The 19,678-nt window shown below is 65.8% G+C and carries 18 protein-coding genes and 1 pseudogene; 7 read left to right on the top strand and 12 right to left on the bottom strand.

The genetic code is table 11. From position 1 onward, the window contains the following. Positions 1-2: 2 nt before the first annotated feature. Positions 3-1,130, bottom strand: coding sequence for a hypothetical protein (locus HPC46_RS29335; protein WP_179475643.1), 1,128 nt, complete (start codon positions 1,128-1,130; stop codon positions 3-5). A gap of 125 nt (positions 1,131-1,255) precedes the next feature. On the opposite strand from HPC46_RS29335, the gene HPC46_RS29330 reads away from it, so the two are divergent. Continuing rightward, positions 1,256-2,161 (top strand): IclR family transcriptional regulator, encoded by a 906-nt coding sequence (locus tag HPC46_RS29330; RefSeq protein ID WP_179475633.1) that lies wholly within the window; start codon positions 1,256-1,258, stop codon positions 2,159-2,161. Position 2,162: 1 nt separating this feature from the next. Here HPC46_RS29330 and HPC46_RS29325 read toward each other — a convergent pair whose 3' ends face one another. From HPC46_RS29325 to HPC46_RS29310, 4 genes are read right to left on the bottom strand one after another with little or no spacing between them, the layout of a single operon-like run. Then, positions 2,163-4,274 carry a RecQ family ATP-dependent DNA helicase gene (locus HPC46_RS29325; protein WP_179475632.1) on the bottom strand — a complete coding sequence of 704 codons (2,112 nt, stop codon included), beginning with the start codon at positions 4,272-4,274 and terminating at the stop codon, positions 2,163-2,165. A gap of 27 nt (positions 4,275-4,301) precedes the next feature. Further along, positions 4,302-5,354, bottom strand: a complete 1,053-nt coding sequence (dmpG, locus tag HPC46_RS29320) for a 4-hydroxy-2-oxovalerate aldolase (protein WP_179475631.1) — start codon at positions 5,352-5,354, stop codon at positions 4,302-4,304. Continuing rightward, positions 5,351-6,268 carry an acetaldehyde dehydrogenase (acetylating) gene (locus tag HPC46_RS29315; protein ID WP_179475630.1) on the bottom strand — a complete coding sequence of 306 codons (918 nt, stop codon included), beginning with the start codon at positions 6,266-6,268 and terminating at the stop codon, positions 5,351-5,353. Before HPC46_RS29315 ends, dmpG begins: the two co-directional genes overlap by 4 nt. 11 nt (positions 6,269-6,279) lie before the next feature. After that, a complete protein-coding gene (locus tag HPC46_RS29310) occupies positions 6,280-7,065 on the bottom strand; it encodes a 2-keto-4-pentenoate hydratase (RefSeq protein ID WP_179475629.1) in 786 nt (261 codons plus the stop codon). Between the two features lie 154 nt (positions 7,066-7,219). Between HPC46_RS29310 and kstD the strand changes: the two genes are divergently transcribed. Both kstD and HPC46_RS29300 read left to right on the top strand, forming a co-directional pair. Then, positions 7,220-8,902 (top strand): 3-oxosteroid 1-dehydrogenase, encoded by a 1,683-nt coding sequence (gene kstD, locus HPC46_RS29305; RefSeq protein ID WP_179475628.1) that lies wholly within the window; start codon positions 7,220-7,222, stop codon positions 8,900-8,902. Position 8,903: 1 nt separating this feature from the next. Further along, positions 8,904-9,764, top strand: a complete 861-nt coding sequence (locus HPC46_RS29300; protein ID WP_179475627.1) for an enoyl-CoA hydratase ChsH3 — start codon at positions 8,904-8,906, stop codon at positions 9,762-9,764. A 2-nt stretch (positions 9,765-9,766) separates the two neighbouring features. On the opposite strand, the gene HPC46_RS29295 is transcribed toward HPC46_RS29300, so the two are convergent. Then, positions 9,767-10,822: an aldo/keto reductase gene (locus HPC46_RS29295; RefSeq protein ID WP_218894794.1), complete on the bottom strand. Its 1,056-nt coding sequence runs from the start codon at positions 10,820-10,822 to the stop codon at positions 9,767-9,769. Positions 10,823-10,945: 123 nt separating this feature from the next. Here HPC46_RS29295 and HPC46_RS29290 point away from each other — a divergent pair, with 123 nt between their 5' ends. Then, positions 10,946-11,581, top strand: a complete 636-nt coding sequence (locus HPC46_RS29290; protein WP_179475626.1) for a hypothetical protein — start codon at positions 10,946-10,948, stop codon at positions 11,579-11,581. A 65-nt stretch (positions 11,582-11,646) separates the two neighbouring features. On the opposite strand, the gene HPC46_RS29285 is transcribed toward HPC46_RS29290, so the two are convergent. From HPC46_RS29285 to HPC46_RS29260, 6 genes are read right to left on the bottom strand one after another with little or no spacing between them, the layout of a single operon-like run. Then, on the bottom strand, positions 11,647-12,813 hold the full coding sequence (locus tag HPC46_RS29285; protein WP_179475625.1) for a 17-hydroxy-3-oxo-4-pregnene-20-carboxyl-CoA lyase: 1,167 nt from the start codon (positions 12,811-12,813) through the stop codon (positions 11,647-11,649). After that, entirely contained in the window at positions 12,813-13,214 is a 402-nt protein-coding gene (locus tag HPC46_RS29280; RefSeq protein ID WP_179475624.1) for a MaoC family dehydratase, read from the bottom strand. Before HPC46_RS29280 ends, HPC46_RS29285 begins: the two co-directional genes overlap by 1 nt. Then, positions 13,211-14,179, bottom strand: a complete 969-nt coding sequence (locus tag HPC46_RS29275) for a bifunctional MaoC family dehydratase N-terminal/OB-fold nucleic acid binding domain-containing protein (RefSeq protein WP_179475623.1) — start codon at positions 14,177-14,179, stop codon at positions 13,211-13,213. Before HPC46_RS29275 ends, HPC46_RS29280 begins: the two co-directional genes overlap by 4 nt. Beyond that, complete coding sequence (gene fadE29, locus HPC46_RS29270; RefSeq protein WP_179475622.1) at positions 14,176-15,339, bottom strand: acyl-CoA dehydrogenase FadE29; 1,164 nt, start codon at positions 15,337-15,339, stop codon at positions 14,176-14,178. The genes HPC46_RS29275 and fadE29 overlap by 4 nt, the downstream gene beginning before the upstream one ends. Then, positions 15,339-16,346, bottom strand: a complete 1,008-nt coding sequence (locus tag HPC46_RS29265; RefSeq protein ID WP_179475621.1) for an acyl-CoA dehydrogenase family protein — start codon at positions 16,344-16,346, stop codon at positions 15,339-15,341. The genes fadE29 and HPC46_RS29265 overlap by 1 nt, the downstream gene beginning before the upstream one ends. Before the next feature lie 32 nt (positions 16,347-16,378). Next, a complete protein-coding gene (locus tag HPC46_RS29260; RefSeq protein WP_179475620.1) occupies positions 16,379-17,617 on the bottom strand; it encodes a cytochrome P450 in 1,239 nt (412 codons plus the stop codon). Between the two features lie 120 nt (positions 17,618-17,737). Here HPC46_RS29260 and HPC46_RS29255 point away from each other — a divergent pair, with 120 nt between their 5' ends. From HPC46_RS29255 to HPC46_RS29245, 3 genes and pseudogenes are all read left to right on the top strand, one after another. Next, entirely contained in the window at positions 17,738-18,901 is a 1,164-nt protein-coding gene (locus HPC46_RS29255) for a steroid 3-ketoacyl-CoA thiolase (RefSeq protein WP_179475619.1), read from the top strand. Between the two features lie 8 nt (positions 18,902-18,909). Then, positions 18,910-19,281: a DUF8021 domain-containing protein gene (locus HPC46_RS29250; RefSeq protein WP_179475618.1), complete on the top strand. Its 372-nt coding sequence runs from the start codon at positions 18,910-18,912 to the stop codon at positions 19,279-19,281. A 27-nt stretch (positions 19,282-19,308) separates the two neighbouring features. Beyond that, positions 19,309-19,542: pseudogene (locus HPC46_RS29245) on the top strand (nitroreductase/quinone reductase family protein); the annotation flags it as partial. Positions 19,543-19,678 lie beyond the last annotated feature (136 nt).

Genomic DNA, 19,678 nt, shown 5'->3' with positions numbered 1-19,678 from the left:
GTTTATCCCACCATCCTGTTGCCAATTAGTCTCTGACGCAGCGCGATCCGCTGGCGCCAGTCGTCATCGGAGATCTTGTTGTGCTCGTAGTACGGCAACTTGCCCGCCACCGCATCGAGATCGACCAGCTCCAGGGTGGGGCCGTCGGCCTCGGTCAACTCACGGGAAACCCGCTGCCAGCGGAACTGCAGGTAGCCCTTGGCGTGCCCGAGCGTCTCGACCCAGTTGGTCACCCCGGGGTTCTGATCGGCGACCACGATGCGAATCTTGCCGTCCGGATCCGCCTGTGCCTGAGTCCCGTTGAGCGAGGTCTGGTGGTTGATGTAGTCCAGCGAGATATACCAGAGACTGCCGAGCTGGAACCCGAGGTACGGGGCGTCACTGACCGGCAGGGTGAGGATCAGCGCCTGATCGGAGGTGATGTCGTAGTGCCCCACCGACGAGTACTGGGTGGCCAGACCGCCCGGCGTGAGCCGCGGCGCGGTCAGCGTGTTGACCGGCAGGTTGTCGTAGAACCACTTCGGAAACTGCAGCCAGGTCTTGACGCGCTGCACCAGCTGCTTACCCGCTGTCGCCCAGCGCTTTTCGATGACCTCCTTGGTCAGCGGCGGAGGTGCGGTGCCCGCAGTGTCGGTGCGGGCAATGGCGAACTTGCCGCGCTGAGCCGCCCAGTCGTTGTAGACCTCGCGAATCACCAACTGCGCGTTGGTATCCGGGGTGAAACGCCACTCGAAGGTGCCGTCGGCCGCGATGTCGAGCCGACGGTCGTCGAACGCCGTCTCACTGTCGGGGACGACTTCGTCGGTGTATTCGCCGCCGAGCAGCTGGAAGCTGACGTCGGTGGTGGTTCCGCGCGTGCCGGTGACAACGTATTCCTTGCCGGCCACCACCCGGGTGCCGAAGTACATCGTGTCGGGGTTGTCCAGGCCCATCTTCGTGAACGGCCCGGTCCCCGAATGCAGGAAGGGATGGTCACGGTCGTAGTCGAAGGCGACGTGCGTGCAGGCGGCGACGCAGCCCGCCAGATATTGCAACCCCTCCAGCAGGTCGGCCTCGGATTCGATGAACGGAGCTTCGGAGACCAGGCGCTCGGATTCGGCTATGGCGTCCAGCAATGGCTGTGTGTACATCGACCGCCTCATGTTTCAATATTGGACCGTACTGGTACGTTGCTGGGACTGAGACTAGAACGTGTTCTAATCTCAGTCAACCAGATCAACGGTCCATATCTGGAACGCAGAGGTAGGATTTTGCAATGCCAGACGCTGGCACTCCCGGTCGATCATCCCCGCCCACACAGCGCGTGGTGGCGATTCTGGACTTTCTGGCCAAACACCCGCAGGACCGGTTCGGCCTCTCCGAGCTGTCTCGTCAGCTGCAGCTGGCCAAGCCGACGTGCCTGGGCATCGTCACGACCCTGACCGAGTCGGGCTACCTGGTGCGCGACGCCGCCGACAAGACCTATCGGCTGGGCCCCAGCTTGATCACGCTGGGCCACCTCGCGCAGGAGTCACTGCGGGTCAACCCGGCGGCCCGCACCGAACTGGCTCGGCTCTCGAAGAGCTTCGAGACCACGGCCGCCCTGGCCGCCGTCGTCGACGACCGGATCACGCTGCTCGAACTGGTCGGGCCACCCGGCTCCGATGTCGGGGTGCGGGTCGGGCAGAGCTACCCGTTCGCCCCGCCCGTGGGCCTGATGTTCGTGCTGTGGGATGACGACGCGCTGCGCAGCTGGCTGGACCGGGACCCGACCATCCCGCTGCGTACCGAGACACAACGACTCGACCGCGTGATCGCCGAATGCCGGACGGCGGGCTATCTCGTCGAGCGCCTCACCCCCGGCGGACGGCGGCTCTACGCGATGATGGCCGGGATGTCGAGCACGTTGCCCGACGAGCTGCGCGCCCTGCTCGGCGAGCTGATCTCCGATATCGGCGAGCGGGTGTACCTGCGCAGCGAAGCCGAGGGCGCCCGCCAGCGCCACGACGTCAGCGTGATCTCCGCACCGGTGTACGACCACCACCACCGGCAGGCGATGGTGGTGTCGCTTCAGATCGGCCGAGCGCTCACCGACTCCGAAATCGCCAAGTATGCAAAGGGATTGGTGGCCACAGCCGACGCGCTCACCGCACAGCTCGGCGGCGCCAAACCGCAGTGGTGACTCAGCTGGTGGCCGCGAGCACCAGCGGCAGCACGGCGGGGGCGCCGGCCCCCTTCACCACCCGCGCGGCCATCGTCAGCGTCCACCCGGTGTCAGTCAGATCGTCGACGAGTAGCACCGGCCCGCCCGCCGCGGCAATGGCCGCCGGATCCGGCACCGAGAACGCCCCGTCGAGGGCAGCCACGCGATAGGCGGAGTTGGCCGCGCTCACCGGCCGGTGCCCCGCGGCGTACCGCAACACGCCAAGGTCGGTCAGCCTGCCCAGCCGCGCCAGTTCACGGGCCAGCGACGCGATCAGGACCGGATGAGTATCGGAGTCCAGTGCCAGCACAGCAGTGGGACGGATCGCCCAGTCCCAGGCGGCCAGCACCTTGACCGCCGCCTGCACGACGTCCGGCGGCACTTCGCCATCCGGTTCGTCGAGCAGGCGGCGCAGGCGTGGGCCCCAGCCCAGGTCGGTCAGGCGCCCGATCGCCCGGCCCGGCGCGGGACCGTCGCCGATGCGGCCGCTGAGGCTGACCCCGAGCTTTCCCAGTCCTGACGGCCACTGCTTACGCGGCGTGACCTCCACGCCGGGTCGCATCAACCGCTCCTGGATGAGTGCGGTCGCCTCGTCGTTCACCACGGCGCCGTAGTGGGCGCCGGCGCAGTTGTCGCACCGGCCGCACCGCTCGCCGTCCTTGAGGTCGGGGTCGTCGAGCTGCTTGCGCAGAAACGTCATTCGGCACTCGTCGGTGCTCTGATAGTCGAGCATCGCCTGCTGCTCGCGCCGCCGGGCCTCGTCGAGCTGGCGGTAACGCGCCTCGTCGTACTCCCATGGTTGACCGGTGGCCAGCCACCCACCTTTGACCCGCCGCACCGCACCGTCGACGTCGAGCACCTTGAGCACCATCTCCAGCCGGGTGCGGCCCAGATCCACCAGCGGCTCCAGCGCCGGTGTCGACAGCGGCCGGTCGGGCTCGAGTTCCCGGATCACATTGCGCACCATGGACTCCGAGGGAAACGCCACCGACGCGAAATACCGCCAGACATCCTGGTCTTCCCGGCCGGGCAGCAGCACCACCTCGGCGCTGTCCGTCGAACGGCCCGCACGACCGACCTGCTGGTAGTACGCGATCGGTGACGAGGGCGCTCCGAGGTGCACGACGAACCCGAGATCCGGCTTGTCGAAACCCATTCCCAGCGCCGAGGTCGCGATCAGTGCCTTGACCCGGTTGTTCAGCAGATCCGCCTCGAGTTGTTCTCGCTCAGCGGTTTCCGTCGATCCGGTGTAGGCGGCGACCTCGTGCCCGCGTTCGCGTAGCAGCGCTGCCACATCGTGCGCCTGGGCGACGGTCAGCGTGTAGACGATTCCCGAACCCGGCAGCGAAGCCAGGTGCTCGGCCAGCCAGGCTGTGCGCTGGGCACCACCGCCGGCGTGGACCACCGACAACCGCAAGGACTCTCGGTCGAGCCCACCGCGCAGCACCAGGGTGTCCCGGCCACCACCCGGTACATTGTCGGCACGGCCGACGCCGAGTTGGGCCGCGACATCGTTGACCACCCGATCATTGGCGGTGGCGGTGGTAGCCAAAACCGGTACGTCCGAACCGAGTTCGGCGATCAACGTGCGGATCCGCCGATAGTCGGGGCGAAAGTCGTGGCCCCAGTCCGAGACACAGTGCGCCTCGTCGACCACGACCAGTCCGGCATCGGCGGCCAGCGCGGGCAAGACGGTGTCGCGAAACTCCGGGTTGTTCAACCGTTCCGGGCTGACCAGCAGAACATCGAGGTCACCGCTGTTCACCCGCTGATGAATCTCGTCCCACTCGGTGACATTGCCGGAGTTGATGGTGGCCGCCCGGACGCCCGCGCGCCCGGCAGCGGCCACCTGGTTGCGCATCAACGCCAACAGGGGCGACACGATGACCGTGGCGCCGTGTCCCAGCTCGCGCAGCAGCTTGGCGGCGATGAAGTACACCGCGGACTTGCCCCACCCGGTGCGCTGCACGACCAGCGCCTGCCGGCGATGTACCACCAGGGCTTCGATGGCCGTCCACTGATCGTCGCGCAGCCGGGCTGCGGGCCCGGCCAGCTGCTCGAGGATCGCCTGAGCGTCGTCGCGGGTAACCATGGGCACCATCGTGCCCGTCGGGTCCGACTACTTGGCCGCCGCGGCCTCTTGCTCGCGCTTGATCTCCAGCGCGATGTCGATCAGCTGGTCCTCCTGGCCGCCGATCAGCTTGCGCTGGCCGACCCGTAGCAACAGCTCATGGGCGGGCACGCCGTAGCGTTCACCCTGGCGAACCGCGTGCTTGAGGAAGCTGGAGTACACCCCGGCGTAGCCCATCACCAGCGCGTTGCGGTCGAGCAGGCACTCGGCCGGCATGGCGGGCGCGACCACCTCTTCGGCGGCGTCGGCGATCTCGAAGAAGTCGATACCCGTCTTGACGCCGATCTTGTCGAACACCCCGACCAGCGCCTCGACCGGCGCGTTGCCGGCCCCGGCGCCGAACCGGCGGCAGGAGCCGTCGATCTGCTTGGCACCCGCGCGGACGGCTTCGACCGAGTTGGCCACACCGAGGCCGAGATTCTCGTGGCCGTGAAAACCGACTTGAGCGTCCTCTCCTAATTCGGCGACCAGCGCGGCCACCCGGTCGGCCACGCCCTCGAGCACCAGCGCGCCGGCAGAGTCCACGACATAAACGCACTGGCAGCCGGCGTCGGCCATGATCCGGGCCTGCGCGGCCAACTTCTCCGGGGAGATGGTGTGGCTCATCATCAGGAACCCGACGGTCTCCAGCCCCAGCTCGCGGGCCAGCCCGAAGTGCTGGATCGACACGTCGGCCTCGGTGCAGTGGGTAGCGATCCGGCAGATCGAGCCGCCGTTGTTCTGCGCCTCTTTGATGTCTTCCTTGGTGCCCACACCGGGCAGCATCAGGAAGGCGATCTTGGCTTCCTTGGCCGTCTCGGCCGCGAGCTTGATCAGTTCCTGCTCGGGGGTCTTGGAGAACCCGTAGTTGAAGCTCGAGCCGCCCAGCCCATCACCGTGGGTCACCTCGATGACCGGGACACCTGCGGTGTCCAGGGCGGCGACGATCGCACCGACCTCGGCGAGGGTGAACTGATGGCGCTTGTGGTGGCTGCCGTCGCGCAGGGAGGTGTCCGTCATCCGGACGTCCCAGCTGGCGTCGAACCAAACTTCTGCACTCATGCTTGTGCTCCCGTTCCTGCCGAGGCGCGTTCCTTCGCGATCTCTTCGCCGACCTTGGTGGCGGCGGCGGTCATGATGTCCAGGTTTCCCGCATAGGGTGGCAGATAGTCACCGGCACCCTCGACTTCCACGAACGTGGTGACGACGAAGTTGCCGCCGTTGACCACCGACGGCTCGTCGAACTGCGGCTCGTTGAGCAAGCGGTAGCCCGGCACATAGGTCTGCACCTCGGCCACCACATCCTTGATGGACGCGGTGATGGCATCCCGGTCGGCATCCTCGGGGATGGCGCAGAAGATGGTGTCGCGCATGATCATCGGCGGCTCGGCCGGGTTCAGAATGATGATCGCCTTGCCGCGCTTGGCGCCACCGATGACCTCGACGCCGGCGCTGGTCGTCTTGGTGAACTCGTCGATGTTGGCCCGGGTGCCCGGACCGGCCGACGCCGACGACACCGACGCCACGATCTCGGCGTAGGGCACGTCCACGACGCGGCTCACCGCGTACACCATCGGGATCGTGGCCTGGCCACCGCAGGTGACCATGTTGACGTTGGGTGCATCCAGATGCGCGCGCAGGTTGGCCGGCGGGATGACGCCGGGGCCGACGGCTGCCGGGGTCAGGTCGATGGCCCGGATTCCGGCTTCCTCGTAGCGGGGCGCGGCGGCCCGGTGGACGTAGGCGCTGGTCGCCTCGAACACCAGATCCGGCTTCTCCGACTGCGCCAGCAGCCAGTCGACGCCCTCGTGGCTGGTCTCCAGACCGAGCTTGCGGGCGCGCGCCAGGCCTTCGCTCTCCGGGTCGATGCCGATCATCCAGCGCGGCTCGAGCCACTCCGAACGGAGCAGCTTGTACAGGAGGTCGGTGCTGATATTGCCCGACCCGACGATGGCGACGGAACTCTTCTGGGGCATGAATGCTCCTCTTACTCGAATGACAGCCGGACTGAACCCAGCCCGGCGAAGTCGGCGACGAACTGATCGCCAGGGCGGCAGTCGATGGCCCTGGTGCACGAGCCCGGCAGGACGATGTCGCCTGCCTTCAACCGCACCCCGAAGCTCTCGACCTTGCGGGCCAGCCACGCGACCGCGGTGACCGGATTGCCCAGCACGGCGTCGCTGCGACCTTCGGCCACCACTTCACCGTGACGGGTGAGCACCGCGTCAATGCCCTTGATGTCAACATCTTTGGGCGAGACCCGCTCCTTGCCGAGCACGTAGCCCGCCGACGACGCGTTGTCGGCGATCGTGTCGCACAGCGCGATCTTCCAGTCCTTGATCCGGGTGTCGATGAGCTCGATCGCCGGGGCGAACGCTGCGGTGGCGGCCAGCACGTCGTCCTCGGTGCACCCCGCACCGGGCAGGTCGTCGGCGAGGATGAATCCGACCTCGACCTCGACTCGCGGGAACAGGAAGCGCCCGGCGGGCACCGGCTGATCCTCGAAAACCTCCATGTCGGCCAGCAGGTGGCCGTAGTCGGGCTCGTCAACGCCCATCATCTTCTGCATCGCCTCCGACGAGAGGCCCACCTTGTGCCCGACCACCCTGGCCCCTTCGGCGATCCGCTGCCGGATGTTGATCAGCTGGATCTCGTAGGCGTCGACGACGTCGATATCGGGGTGTTTCGACGTCAGCGGCGTCATCGGAACGCGCGTGCGCTCTGCCTCGGCAAGGTCGGCGGCAAGCTCTTCGCGCGTGGAAACGCTCAGCATTCCCGGGAGTCCCATCGTCGGTGTGACCGGGGCGAACGGCGCCCGGTGCGGGCAATTCTAGTGCGGTCCGAGAGCCAGTGGGGTAAGCGTTCCGCTGATCGGAAAGGAGGGGTCAGTAGCGCCCGGACGGGGCAATTCTATAACGTGTTCTAGTATGACAGCTCAGGAGTTCGACGTCGTCGTCGTCGGAAGCGGTGCTGCCGGCATGGTCGCCGCACTCACCGCCGCTCACCAGGGACTATCGGCGGTCGTCGTCGAGAAGGCCCCGCACTTCGGCGGCTCGACCGCGCGGTCCGGTGGCGGCGTGTGGATCCCCAACAACGAGATCCTCAAGCGTGACGGGGTCACCGACACCAAGGAAGCCGCACGCCAGTATCTCCACGAGATCATCGGCGACGTGGTCGAGCCGGAGCGCATCGACACCTACCTCGAGCGCGGCCCGGAGATGTTGTCGTTCGTGCTCAAACACTCGCCGCTGAAGATGTGCTGGGTGCCGGGTTACTCGGACTACTACCCCGAGACCCCGGGCGGGCGCGCGGGCGGCCGGTCGATCGAGCCGAAACCGTTCAACGCCAAGAAACTCGGCCCGGACGAGAAGTTCCTCGAGCCGGCGTATGGCAAGGTACCGCTCAATGTGGTTGTCATGCAGCAGGACTACGTGCGCCTCAACCAGCTCAAACGCCACCCCCGCGGCATGCTGCGCAGTCTGAAGGTCGGCGTGCGCACCATGTGGGCCAGCGCGCGTGGCAAGAACCTGGTCGGCATGGGCCGTGCGCTGATCGCGCCACTGCGAATCGGCCTGCAGCAGGCCGGCGTTCCGGTTCTGCTGAACACCGCACTGACCGACCTCTACGTCGAGGACGGCGTCGTGCGGGGTATCTACGTCCGCGACACCACCGGGCCGGAAGCCGCTGACCCGCAACTGATCCGCGCCCGTCGCGGCGTCATCCTCGGCAGCGGCGGCTTCGAGCACAACGAGCAGATGCGCATCAAGTACCAGCGCGCACCGATCACCACCGAGTGGACGGTGGGCGCGGTGGCGAATACCGGTGACGGCATCCTGGCAGCCGAGAAGCTCGGCGCCGCATTGGAATTGATGGAAGACGCCTGGTGGGGACCGACCGTTCCGCTGGTCGGCGCGCCATGGTTCGCACTATCGGAACGCAACTCGCCGGGGTCGATCATCGTCAACCTGGCCGGCAAGCGCTTCATGAACGAGTCGATGCCCTATGTCGAGGCCTGCCACCATATGTACGGTGGCCAGTACGGCCAGGGATCCGGCCCCGGTGAGAACGTGCCGGCCTGGCTGGTTTTCGACCAGCAGTACCGTGACCGGTACATCTTCGCGGGATTGCAGCCGGGACAACGGATTCCAAAGAAGTGGATGGAATCCGGCGTCATCGTCAAGGCCGACACCCTCGAGGAGCTGGCCAAGGTGACCGGACTTCCCGCCGACACCTTCCTGGCGACCGTCGAGCGGTTCAACGGGTTCGCCCGCGCGGGTAAGGACCAGGATTTCAACCGTGGCGAAAGCGCGTATGACCGCTACTACGGCGACCCGACGAACAAGCCCAACCCCAACCTCGGCGAGATCAAGAACGGTCCGTTCTATGCCGCCAAGATGGTGCCCGGCGACCTGGGCACCAAGGGCGGCATCCGCACCGATGTACACGGACGGGCCCTGCGCGACGACGGTTCGGTGATCGAGGGCCTCTATGCGGCCGGTAATGTCAGCTCACCGGTGATGGGTCACACCTATCCCGGTCCCGGCGGCACCATCGGACCCGCGATGGCGTTCGGGTACCTCGCCGCGTTGCACATTGCAGGGAAGGGCTGACATGCCGATCGATCTGTCCGTCGCACTGGGTGCCGAGCTGGAGCCCATCGAGTTCTCCTGGACGAGCAGCGATGTGCAGCTCTATCAGCTCGGCCTCGGAGCGGGCGCAGATCCCATGGATGCCAAGGAATTGCGTTATCTCACCGACCGCACCCCGCAGGTGCTGCCGAGCTTCGGCAACGTGGCGGCCAGCTTCCACATGACCGAGCCGCCCGAGGTGAAATTCCCGGGCATCGACATCGAGCTGAGCAAGGTGCTGCACGCCAGTGAAGCGGTGACCGTGCCGGCACCGCTGCCGCCCAGCGGTACCGCGCGCTCGGTGCAACGGTTCACCGAGATCTGGGACAAGGGTAAGGCAGCGGTCATCGTGAGCGAGACGACGGTTACCGACCCCGACGGCACGCTGCTGTGGACCACCAAGCGGTCGATCTTCGCGCGCGGCGAGGGCGGTTTCGGCGGCGAGCGCGGCCCGTCGACGTCGGTGGCGGCGCCGGAGCGCGCCCCGGACTACGAGATCTCGGTGCCGGTACTGCCCCAGCAGGCGCTGCTGTACCGGCTCTGCGGCGACCGCAACCCGCTGCACTCCGATCCCGAATTCGCTGCGGCGGCAGGCTTTCCCAAGCCGATCCTGCACGGCCTGTGCACGTACGGGATGACCTGCAAGGCGCTGGTGGACACCCTGCTGGACTCCGATGTGTCGCAGGTGAAGACATTTGGCGCACGGTTCGCCGGGGTGGTGTACCCGGGCGAGACCATCAAGGTCAGCGCATGGAAGGAAGACGGCCGCTACGTCGGCGTCGTCACCGCACCGAGCCGTGAGGACGCCATCGTGCTCTCCGATGTGGAGTTCATCCCGGTCTGACGTCAGCTGACCGGCACCGGGTGAAAGTGGATCCTCGCTGCGTCCCCACCCAGGGGCGCGTCGTTCTCGGCCAGCTTGCCGTAAGGCTCCCCCAGGTCGACCCTGCTGACCTCATCCAGGCGATCGTAGGTCGAGACGTCGATCTCGATATCCAGTGCGGCCAGGTAGTCCTCGAGTTGCCGCACTGACCGTGGGCCGATCACCGGGACAACACCGGTGGGCGAGCGTCGCGCCCGTTCCAACAGCCAGGCCACCGCGAGTTGAGCCGGCCGCACGCCTCGTTCGTCGGCGGTCGCCAGCACCGCGTCGAGCGTTGCCGACTTACGCGCCCCATCCTCGTTGTGCACCAGGCGATTCCACGCGGTCTTGCGGCCTTCTTCGCCGTTGCGATATTTGCCGGTGAGCAGTCCGCCGCCCAGCGGCGACCACAATGCCGCCCCGATTCCCAGCGCTTCGGCCATCGGCAGCACCTCGCGGTCGCCGGTCCGCTCGACGAGGCTGTATTCGAACTGCACCCCGGCCAGCAGAGTGCACCCTCGCAATTCGGCGATCGTCACCGCACGACTGGTCTGCCAGGCCGGGAAATTGGAGAACCCGGCGTAGCGGATCTTGCCGGCCCGGGCCAGGTCGTCCAGCGCACCGATCGTTTCCTCGACCGGCGTCACGGCGTCCGGGAAGTGCACCCAGAACAGGTCGATGTAGTCGGTGCCCAGGCGGCGCAGACTCCCCTCGACCGACCGGAACACCGACCGACGGCCGGCCCCGGTCTGGAGGACACCGGAACCGTCGGGGCCGCCGATGGCGAACTTCGTGGCTACCGTGAAATCGTCACGTCTGCCGGCCAACAACCTGCCCAGCATCTGTTCCGACTCACCCCGTTGGTAGCTGGCCGCGGTGTCAATGAACGTGCCACCGGCGTCGGCGAAACGATCGAGAATGGCTGCGGCGGTATCAAAGTCGGCGCCGTATCCCCACCCGGTGCCGAAGTTGCCGGTGCCCAGGCTGAGCTGCGAGACGCGAAGGCCGTTGCGGCGGCCGAAGGTGAAGTGCTTCATCATCCTTCGACCGTAGCCGCTTCTAGGTATAGGTAACAATACTCAGATTGGTGAAACGCTATGCGATCGGCGCGCCTGTACTAGGTTAGGCAGGGCAAACATCCATGCGTCTACGGAAGGTCCCCCATGAAGATTGCGCAGGCCAAGACTGTTGGCCTCATCGGCGTGGCACTGCTGATGGGTTCGGCCGTAGTCGGCTGCGGCAGTGACGACAAGGAATCCTCGTCGTCATCGTCGTCCTCGTCGAGCTCGGCTGCCGAGACGACCTCGGCGGCCGCCTCCGAGACCACGAGCGCGCCCGCCAGCCCGGCGGCTGCGGACGGCGACTACAGCAAACTGCTGCTGAAGGCGTCCGACATCGACCCGAGCTTCACGGCCGGCGAGGCCCAGGTCAATCCCAATGGGATCAACGGCATTGTGCAGTCGATGAGCAATCCGCAGAACCAGACCATCGTCTTCGCCATCGTCGTCAGCGAGGACGCCGACGGAGCGCTCAAGGCTCTCGAGTCTGCCAAGGCAGAGCTGCCCAAGGAAGTTGACGGGGCACCGCAGCCGGCTGACGTCGGCGACGGCGGCAACGGCCTCATCGCCACCGGCAAGTCCCCTGACGGCTCGAAGGCCATCACCGAGGTGTACTTCACCCAGGGCAAGGCGCTGGCCAACATCGAGTTCTCCAGCGCGCCCAACGATCCGGTGTTGCCGGAGACCGCGCTGGCGGTCGCCAAGATGCAGGACACCCAGATCAAGAACAACCTGTCCTAGACGTTCGAACGTAACGCCGCGGCGCAGAATCGGCTGACTCTCCGCCGTGGCGTTACTGTCGGCCGCTAACCCAGGATCAGACCCGACGTCGGCACACCGGTGCCCGCGGTGACGAGCACATGCTCGACGTCGGGCACAGGGTTCACCGAGGTGCCGCGCAATTGCCGCACACCTTCGGCGATGCCGTTCATGCCGTGGATGTAGGCCTCACCGAGCTGACCGCCGTGCGTATTGATCGGCAGTCGTCCACCAAGCTCCAGCGCACCGTCCTTGATGAAGTCCTTGGCGTCGCCCTGCGCGCAGAACCCCAACTCCTCCAACTGAATCAGCGTGAACGGAGTGAAGTGGTCGTAGAGGATCGCGGTCTGGATATCCGCCGGGGTCAGCCCGGACTGCTCCCAGAGCTGCCTGCCGACCAGGCCCATCTCCGGCAAGCCCAGCTCGGGGCGGTAGTAGCTGGTCATCGAGTACTGGTTCGGGCTCGACCCCTGCGCCGCCGCTTCGATGATCGCGGGGCGGTGCTTCAGATCCTTGGCCCGCTCGGCTGACGTGATCACCAGTGCCACACCGCCATCGGTCTCCTGGCAGCAGTCCAGCAACCGCAGCGGCTCGGCGATCCACCGTGAAGCCTGATGATCCTCGATCGTGATCGGCTTCTCGTAGAAGTACGCCTTGGGATTGTTGGCGGCGTGCTTGCGGTCCGCCACCGACACCGCGCCGAAATCGCGGCTCGTCGCACCCGACAGGTGCATGTAGCGCTGCGCGATCATCGCCACCTGCGCCGCCGGTGTCGACAGCCCGTGCGGATAGGAGAACGAGTTGTCCACCCCGGTGGAGTCGGCATTCTCGACCAGACGCATCTGCACCTGGCCGAATCGCATACCCGAGCGCTCGTTGAATGCGCGGTATGCCACAACACAATCCGCGACGCCGGTCGCCACCGCGATCGCTGCCTGCTGGACCGTGGCGCAGGCCGCGCCGCCGCCGTGGTGAATCTTGGAGAAGAACTTCAGCTCACCGATACCGGTGGCCCGCGCGATCGCGACCTCGGTGTTCGAGTCCATCGTGAACGTCGTCATACCGTCCACGTCGGCAGGGGTCAGCCCCGCGTCCGCCAGCGCATCGAGCACCGCTTCCGACGCCAACCGTAACTCGCTACGACCGGAGTTCTTGGAGAAATCAGTGGCGCCGATACCGACGATCGCGGCCTTGCCCGACAGCTCGCCCGGCATCAGGCGACCCCCACCGTGAGCGTGGCGTTGGCGATCACGTGATCACCAAGACTGTTGCTGCCCACAATCTTTAGCGTGATCAAACCGTCCTCCACTGCAGTGACCTCACCGGTGAACGTCACCGTGTCGTAGGCGTACCAGGGCACGCCCAGGCGCAGACCGATCGACTTGATCACGGCCGTCGGCCCGGCCCAGTCGGTGATGAACCGCTGCACCAGGCCGGTATCGGTGAGGATGTTGACAAAGATGTCCTTGGAACCCTTGGCCTGCGCCTTGTCCCGGTCGTGGTGCACATCCTGGTAATCCCGGGTGGCGATTGCCGTCGAGACGATGAACGTCGGGTCACCGTAGAACTTGAGCTCGGGCAGCTTGGTGCCGACCTCGATCACAGGTGCGCTCATGAGGCGGGCTCCCACGCGTAGTTGGTCCAGGCCGGCCCGACGTCATTGGCCGGGAAGTCGATATACATTGCGCTGACCGGCATTCCGATCTTCACCGTCGAAGGGTCGACGTTGCGCAGCTCGCCGAGCATCTTCACACCTTCTTCGAGTTCGACGAGGGCGATGACGAACGGCAGCGTGCGGCCTGGCACCTTGGGTGCGTGGTGCACCACGAAGCTGAAGACGGTGCCCTTGCCGCTGGCAACGACGTAATCGGTCGGCGCGTCCTTGTCCGCCCACAGGGCTGGAACAGGCGGATGCACCAGCGTCCCATCGTCCCGCTTCTGGATCCGCAACTCATGTGCGTTGACACCGTCCCAGAAGAACTTGGTGTCCTTTGACGAGGCCGGGCGCATCGCAGAGTCCGCGTCGAGATCCTCCGGTACCGATGAAGCTGAAGCTTTAGCCTCTTTATCAGCGGGGATGAACTTCATGATACGCCACATCATTTCGGCGACATCCTCGTCACCGACCGACCAGGTGATGGTCTGGGTGATGAAGAACGCCTCACCGAGTGCCGTCTGCTTCGGGCCGACGACATCGGTCAGCTCGGCGGCGACGCTGACCTCTTCGCCCTGGCGCAGGTACCGATGGTAGGTCTGCTCGCAGTTGGTCGCGACCACGCCGATATAGCCTGCGTCGTCGAACAATTCGATGATCTTGCCCAGCGGGTCGTCATCGGGGCGGACACCGCCAAGACCCATCATCGTCCAGACCTGGATCATCGCCGGCGGCGCGACGAGGCCGGGATGCCCGGCCTCCTTCGCCGCGGCTTCGTCGACGTAGATCGGGTTCTTGTCGCCGATTGCGTCGAGCCAATGGTCGATCATCGGCTGGTTGACCGGATGTCGACCGACTCGCGGCTTGCTCTTGCCCTCGGCCTTGACTCGCTCGGCGGCGGCTCTGATGTCGTCGACGTTTGTCACCGCGGAACCCTCGGCACCTTCAGACCAGCAGCCGCGATCATCTCTCGCATCACCTCGTTCACTCCACCACCGAATGTGATCACCAGATTGCGCTTGGTCTGGCTGTCCAGCCAGCCCAGCAGTTCCGCGGTGTCCGGGTCAGCCGGGTTGCCGTGGGTCCCAACGATTTCCTCGGCCAGCCGGCCGGCATACTGGATGCGCTCGGTACCGAAGACCTTGGTGGCCGCCGCGTCGGCGACATCGATGTTCTCCCCCGACGCCGCGACCTGCCAGTTGAGCAGCTCGTTGATGCGCCACATGGCCTTGAGCTCGCCCAGCGAGCGTTTGACGTCCGGGTGGTCCAGCGGGACGTCCCCGTTGCTGCCCGGCTTGGATGCCCAGGCGTGCACCTTGTCGTAGAGGGCGGCGAAACGTCCGGCCGGCCCGAGCATCACCCGCTCGTTGTTGAGCTGGGTGGTGATCAACCGCCATCCGCCATTTTCTTCACCGACGAGCATGTCGGCCGGCACCCGCACGTCGTTGTAGTACGTGGCGTTGGTGTGGTGCGCGCCGTCGGACAGGATGACCGGCGTCCAGGAGTATCCCGGGTCCTTGGTGTCGGCGATCAGAATCGAAATGCCCTTGTGCTTCACCGCATCCGGGTCGGTACGGCAGGCCAGCCAGATGTAGTCGGCATCGTGGCCGCCGGTCGTCCACATCTTCTGGCCGTTGACGATGTACTCGTCGCCCTGCTTGACGGCCGAAGTCCGCAGGGAGGCCAGATCGGTACCGGCCTCCGGCTCGCTGTAGCCGATGGCGAAGTGCACCTCACCGGCCAGGATCGCCGGCAAGAACTTCTTCTTCTGCGCCTCGGTTCCATACTGTTGCAGCGTCGGCCCCACGGTCTGCAGCGTCACCGCAGGCAGCGGGACATCGGCACGCTGGGCCTCGTTGACGAAGATCGACTGTTCGATAGGGCCATAGCCCAGGCCGCCGTACTCCTTGGGCCAGCCGACACCCAGCTTGCCGTCGGAACCCATCCGCTTGATGATCGCCCGGTAGGCCTCGTTGTGCCGGTCGGACTCCATCGCCTGAGCTTCCTGCGGCGAGATGAGATTCGAAAAGTATTCCCGCAGTTCAGCTTGCAGCTGCTTCTGCTCGGGCGTCAGCTCGATGAACATTACGCTCCCACCAGTTCCAGGCGATGTTGCTTACCACCCAACAGCCGGGTGAGGTCTTTGATCGACTCGTAGTACCGGTGCATGGGATAGGTGATGTCCATACCCATGCCGCCGTGCAGATGGTGGCACAGTTGCATCACCGGCGGCGCCTGCGACGTCACCCAATAGCCAAGAATGTCAAGGTCTTCGGTGGCGTCCCGACCTTCGGACAGCAACCAGGACACCGACGTTGCGGCCAACGTGATGGTGCGGGAGGCGATGTAGATCTCCGCGAGCTGCGCGGCGACGGTCTGGAAGGTCGACAGCGGCTTGCCGAACTGGTGCCGATTGGCGACATAGTCGGCAGTGAGCCGCAGCGCACCCGCCACCAGGCCAGACGCGTATGCTCCGACGGCGGCCACCACGAGCTGATTGACCCGTCGCACGGAATCACTGCCGCCCAAAGCATCTGCCTCTGCGATCGGAGTGTCGGCGAACGTGACGACATATTCGTCGGAGTGATTCGACGTCGGAGTCTTCGTCAAGCTGACACCAGCGGCCGTGGGCGACACGACAACCACACCGCTGTCGGCGCTGACGACGATCCACTCCGCCTGCTCCGCATAGGGAACGCCGACCTTGGTGCCGTTCAGCTTGCCGTCGGCCAGCCGCGTCGCCGGCCGCTCAGGCAGGGAGTGGCCCGGCTCGTTGAGCGCCGCCGTCAGCACCGCCCCCTTCGCGACACCGGCCAGGTACCGATCCTGCTGAGCGTCAGATGCCAAGTCGAGCAGTGGAAGCAGACCCAGACCCAGCGTCGCGAACGCCGGACTGACGTTGCCGAACCTGCCGATCTGGGTGAGCGCCGACGTGATCTCGGCCAGGCCGAGGCCGTCACCGCCGAGCCGCTCCGGGACGCCGAACGCCACGACGCCACCAGAAACCAGCGCGTCCCAGCTGTTGTCCCGCTCGAGTGCGGACGTCACCACATCGGTGACAGCCTGCTGCCCTTCGTCCGGACTGAAGTCCACGAAGAATCCTCCTTGATTCTGCTGCGAATTGCTTAAGCCGAGGCTCCGGTGTAGTCGACCTGCCAGTGCTTGATGGCGTTGAGCCACCCCGAACGTAACCGTTCCGGCGTACCGGCCGAGGTGAGATCAGGCATGTGGTCGGCGACAGCGTTGAAGATCAGGTTGATCGTCATCTTGGCCAGGTTGGCGCCGACGCAGTAGTGCACCCCGGTGCCCCCGAATCCCACGTGCGGGTTCGGGTTGCGCATGATGTTGAAGGTGTACGGGTCCTCGAAGACGTCTTCGTCGAAGTTGGCCGACCGGTAGAACATCACCACCCGCTGGTCTTTCTTGATCTGCACACCGGAAAGCTCGACGTCCTCGGCGGCGGTGCGCTGGAACGCGGTGACCGGAGTCGCCCACCTGACGATCTCGTCGGCTGCGGTCTCCGGGCGCTCCTTCTTGTAGAGCTCCCACTGGTCGGGGTTGTTGGCGAAGGCGATCATGCCGTGGGTGATCGAATTGCGAGTGGTCTCGTTGCCGGCCACCGCGAGCATCATCACGAAGAAGCCGAACTCGTCGTCGGAGAGCTTCTCGCCGTCGATGTCGGCGTTGATCAGCGCGGTGACGATGTCGTTGCCGGGGTTCTTACCCTTCACCTCGGCCATGTGCATGGCGTAGGCCAGCACCTCCATCGACGACTGCTTGGGGTCGACGTCGAACTCCTCGTCACCGTTGCCGGTCATCTCGTTCGACCAGCGGAACAGCTTGGCACGATCGTCCTGAGGCACGCCCAGCAAATCGGCGATCGCTTGCAGCGGCAGCTCGCATGCCACCTGCTCGACGAAGTCGCCGCTGCCATGCGCGGCGGCCTCCTTGGCGATGATCTGGGCCCGCCGGTCGAGCTCGTCACGCAGTGCGCCGATGGCCCGCGGGGTGAAGCCCTTGGAGATGATCCGGCGCAACCGGTCGTGGTATTCGCCGTCCATGTTGAGCATGACGACCTTTTGCAGGTCGATGTCCTCGCGCGCCATCTCGTCGGGGAACTGCGGGATGGCGGTGTTGGGTGAGCTGAGGAAGACGTCGTTGCGGCGCGAGACCTCTTTGACGTCTTTGTGCTTGGTGACGACCCAGTAGCCGCCGTCGTTGAAGCCGCCCTTTCCGATAGCCTGTTCGCACCACCAGATCGGCGCGACCCGGCGCAGCTCGGCGAGCTCTTCTACCGGCAGCCGCTGCACATGCAGGTCCGGATCCAGGAAGTCGAAACCGGCCGGGATGTTGGGGGTTGGCATGATCATGCGCTCCTCAATATGACGTGTTCTAGTGCCAGTAAAACATGGCTTCACCGCAGACAAAAGGCACTGCGGCATCCTCGCTTGTCAGACTAATGAAACGTGTTCTAGCCTGACCTCATGGGTAATCCTGTCATCGTCGAAGCCACCCGCAGCCCGATCGGTAAGCGAGGCGGCTGGCTGTCTGGTCTGCACGCGACCGAATTGTTGGGGGCCGTCCAGAAGGCCGTGGTCGAAAAGGCCGGCATCGATGCCGATGAGGTCGAGCAGGTCATCGGTGGCTGCGTCACCCAGTACGGCGAGCAGTCGAACAACATCACCCGCGTGGCGTGGCTGACCGCAGGTCTGCCCGAGCAGATCGGTGCCACCACGGTCGACTGCCAGTGTGGCAGCGCCCAGCAGGCCAACCACCTGATCGCCGGGCTGATCGCAACCGGCGCGATCGACGTCGGTATTGCCTGCGGTATCGAGGCCATGAGCCGAGTCGGCCTGGGCGCCAACGCCGGGCCGGACCGCTCGCTGATCCGCGCCGCGTCGTGGGACATCGACATGCCCGATCAGTTCACCGCTGCCGAGCGGATCGCCAAGCGCCGCGGCATCACTCGCGAGGATCTCGACCATCTCGGCTTCCTGTCTCAGCAACGAGCCAAGCGGGCGTGGGACGAGCACCGCTTCGACCGTGAGATCTCCCCGATCGAGGCGCCGATTCTCGACGAGAACAAGCGGCCCACCGAGGAGCGGCACATGGTCAGCCGGGACCAGGGCCTGCGCGACACCACGATGGAGGCCCTGGCCGGGCTCAAGCCGGTGATGGAAGGCGCCATGCACACCGCGGGCACCTCGTCGCAGATCTCCGACGGCGCCGCCGCGGTGTTGTGGATGGACGAAGACAAAGCCAAAGCGCTGGGTTTGAAGCCGCGGGCGCGCATCATCAGTCAGGCCCTCGTCGGCGCCGAGACCTACTACCACCTCGACGGCCCGGTGCAGTCCACCGCGCGGGTACTGGAGAAGGCCGGTATGAAGCTCGGCGACATCGACCTGGTGGAGATCAACGAGGCGTTCGCGTCGGTGGTGCTGAGCTGGGCCCAGGTGCACGAAGCCGATATGGACAAGGTGAACGTCAACGGTGGCGCCATCGCACTCGGCCACCCCGTCGGCAGCACCGGCAGCCGGTTGATCACCACCGCGCTGCACGAGTTGGAGCGCACCGATCAGAGCACCGCGCTGATCACCATGTGTGCCGGCGGCGCACTGTCGACCGGCACCATCATCGAACGGATCTAGTCGGTCTAGTGGCTACTGACGAGGAACGGATTGCGGCGGCGCGGGCCTACATCGAGGCGCTGGCCAGCCACCAGGCTGACGATGTGCCGTTCGCGCCGGGCTGCACCCGCATCGAATTCGGCATCAAAACCGGGTTCTCCGGAGATCAGCTGCGCCGCGACCTCAATCGCGCTCCGCAGTACAAAGTCATCAAGGCGGTCAGCGAGCCGGAGTTCACCGTCAACGGCGACGAGATCCGCGCCCAGTTCGAGCTCGTGACCAAACCGACGCTGGCGGGACGACGCGTCGCCGCGCGCATCGATGAGACGTTCTTGATCCCGGTCGCCGATGGCAAGATCCATCACATCCACGCGCACGTCCGACCGTTCATCAAGCGCTAACTCACGCCACGCACCAGGAGTGCCGACATGTCCGCCAAGCCTGCCCCCAAGTCGCTGAACTCGCCGTCCACCAAATTCATCATCAAGTGGATGTCGCGGGCCCAGACGTTCTTGTACAAGCGCACCGGCGGCAAGGTCGCCGGTAGCTTCCTGCAGGGAGCGCCGGTTGCGCTGTTGACCACGACCGGCCGCAAGACCGGCGAGCCGCGGGTGAGCCCGCTGCTGTACCTGCGTGAGGGCGACCGGGTGGTGCTGGTGGCCTTGATCGCGCTCGCTGAAATTCCCCACTGACGCTCATCGAAGTTCCCCACCCGTGTGGCTCCGCCGAGAAGGGCGGGCCTCCCTCGAAGCTGCTGGTGTCTGACGCCAGTTGCTCCATCGAAGGAGGCCCGCTTTC

The organism is Mycolicibacterium vinylchloridicum (assembly GCF_013404075.1).
In the GTDB taxonomy this organism is placed as follows: domain Bacteria; phylum Actinomycetota; class Actinomycetes; order Mycobacteriales; family Mycobacteriaceae; genus Mycobacterium; species Mycobacterium vinylchloridicum.
This window is presented reverse-complemented; position numbering and strand designations above follow the sequence as displayed.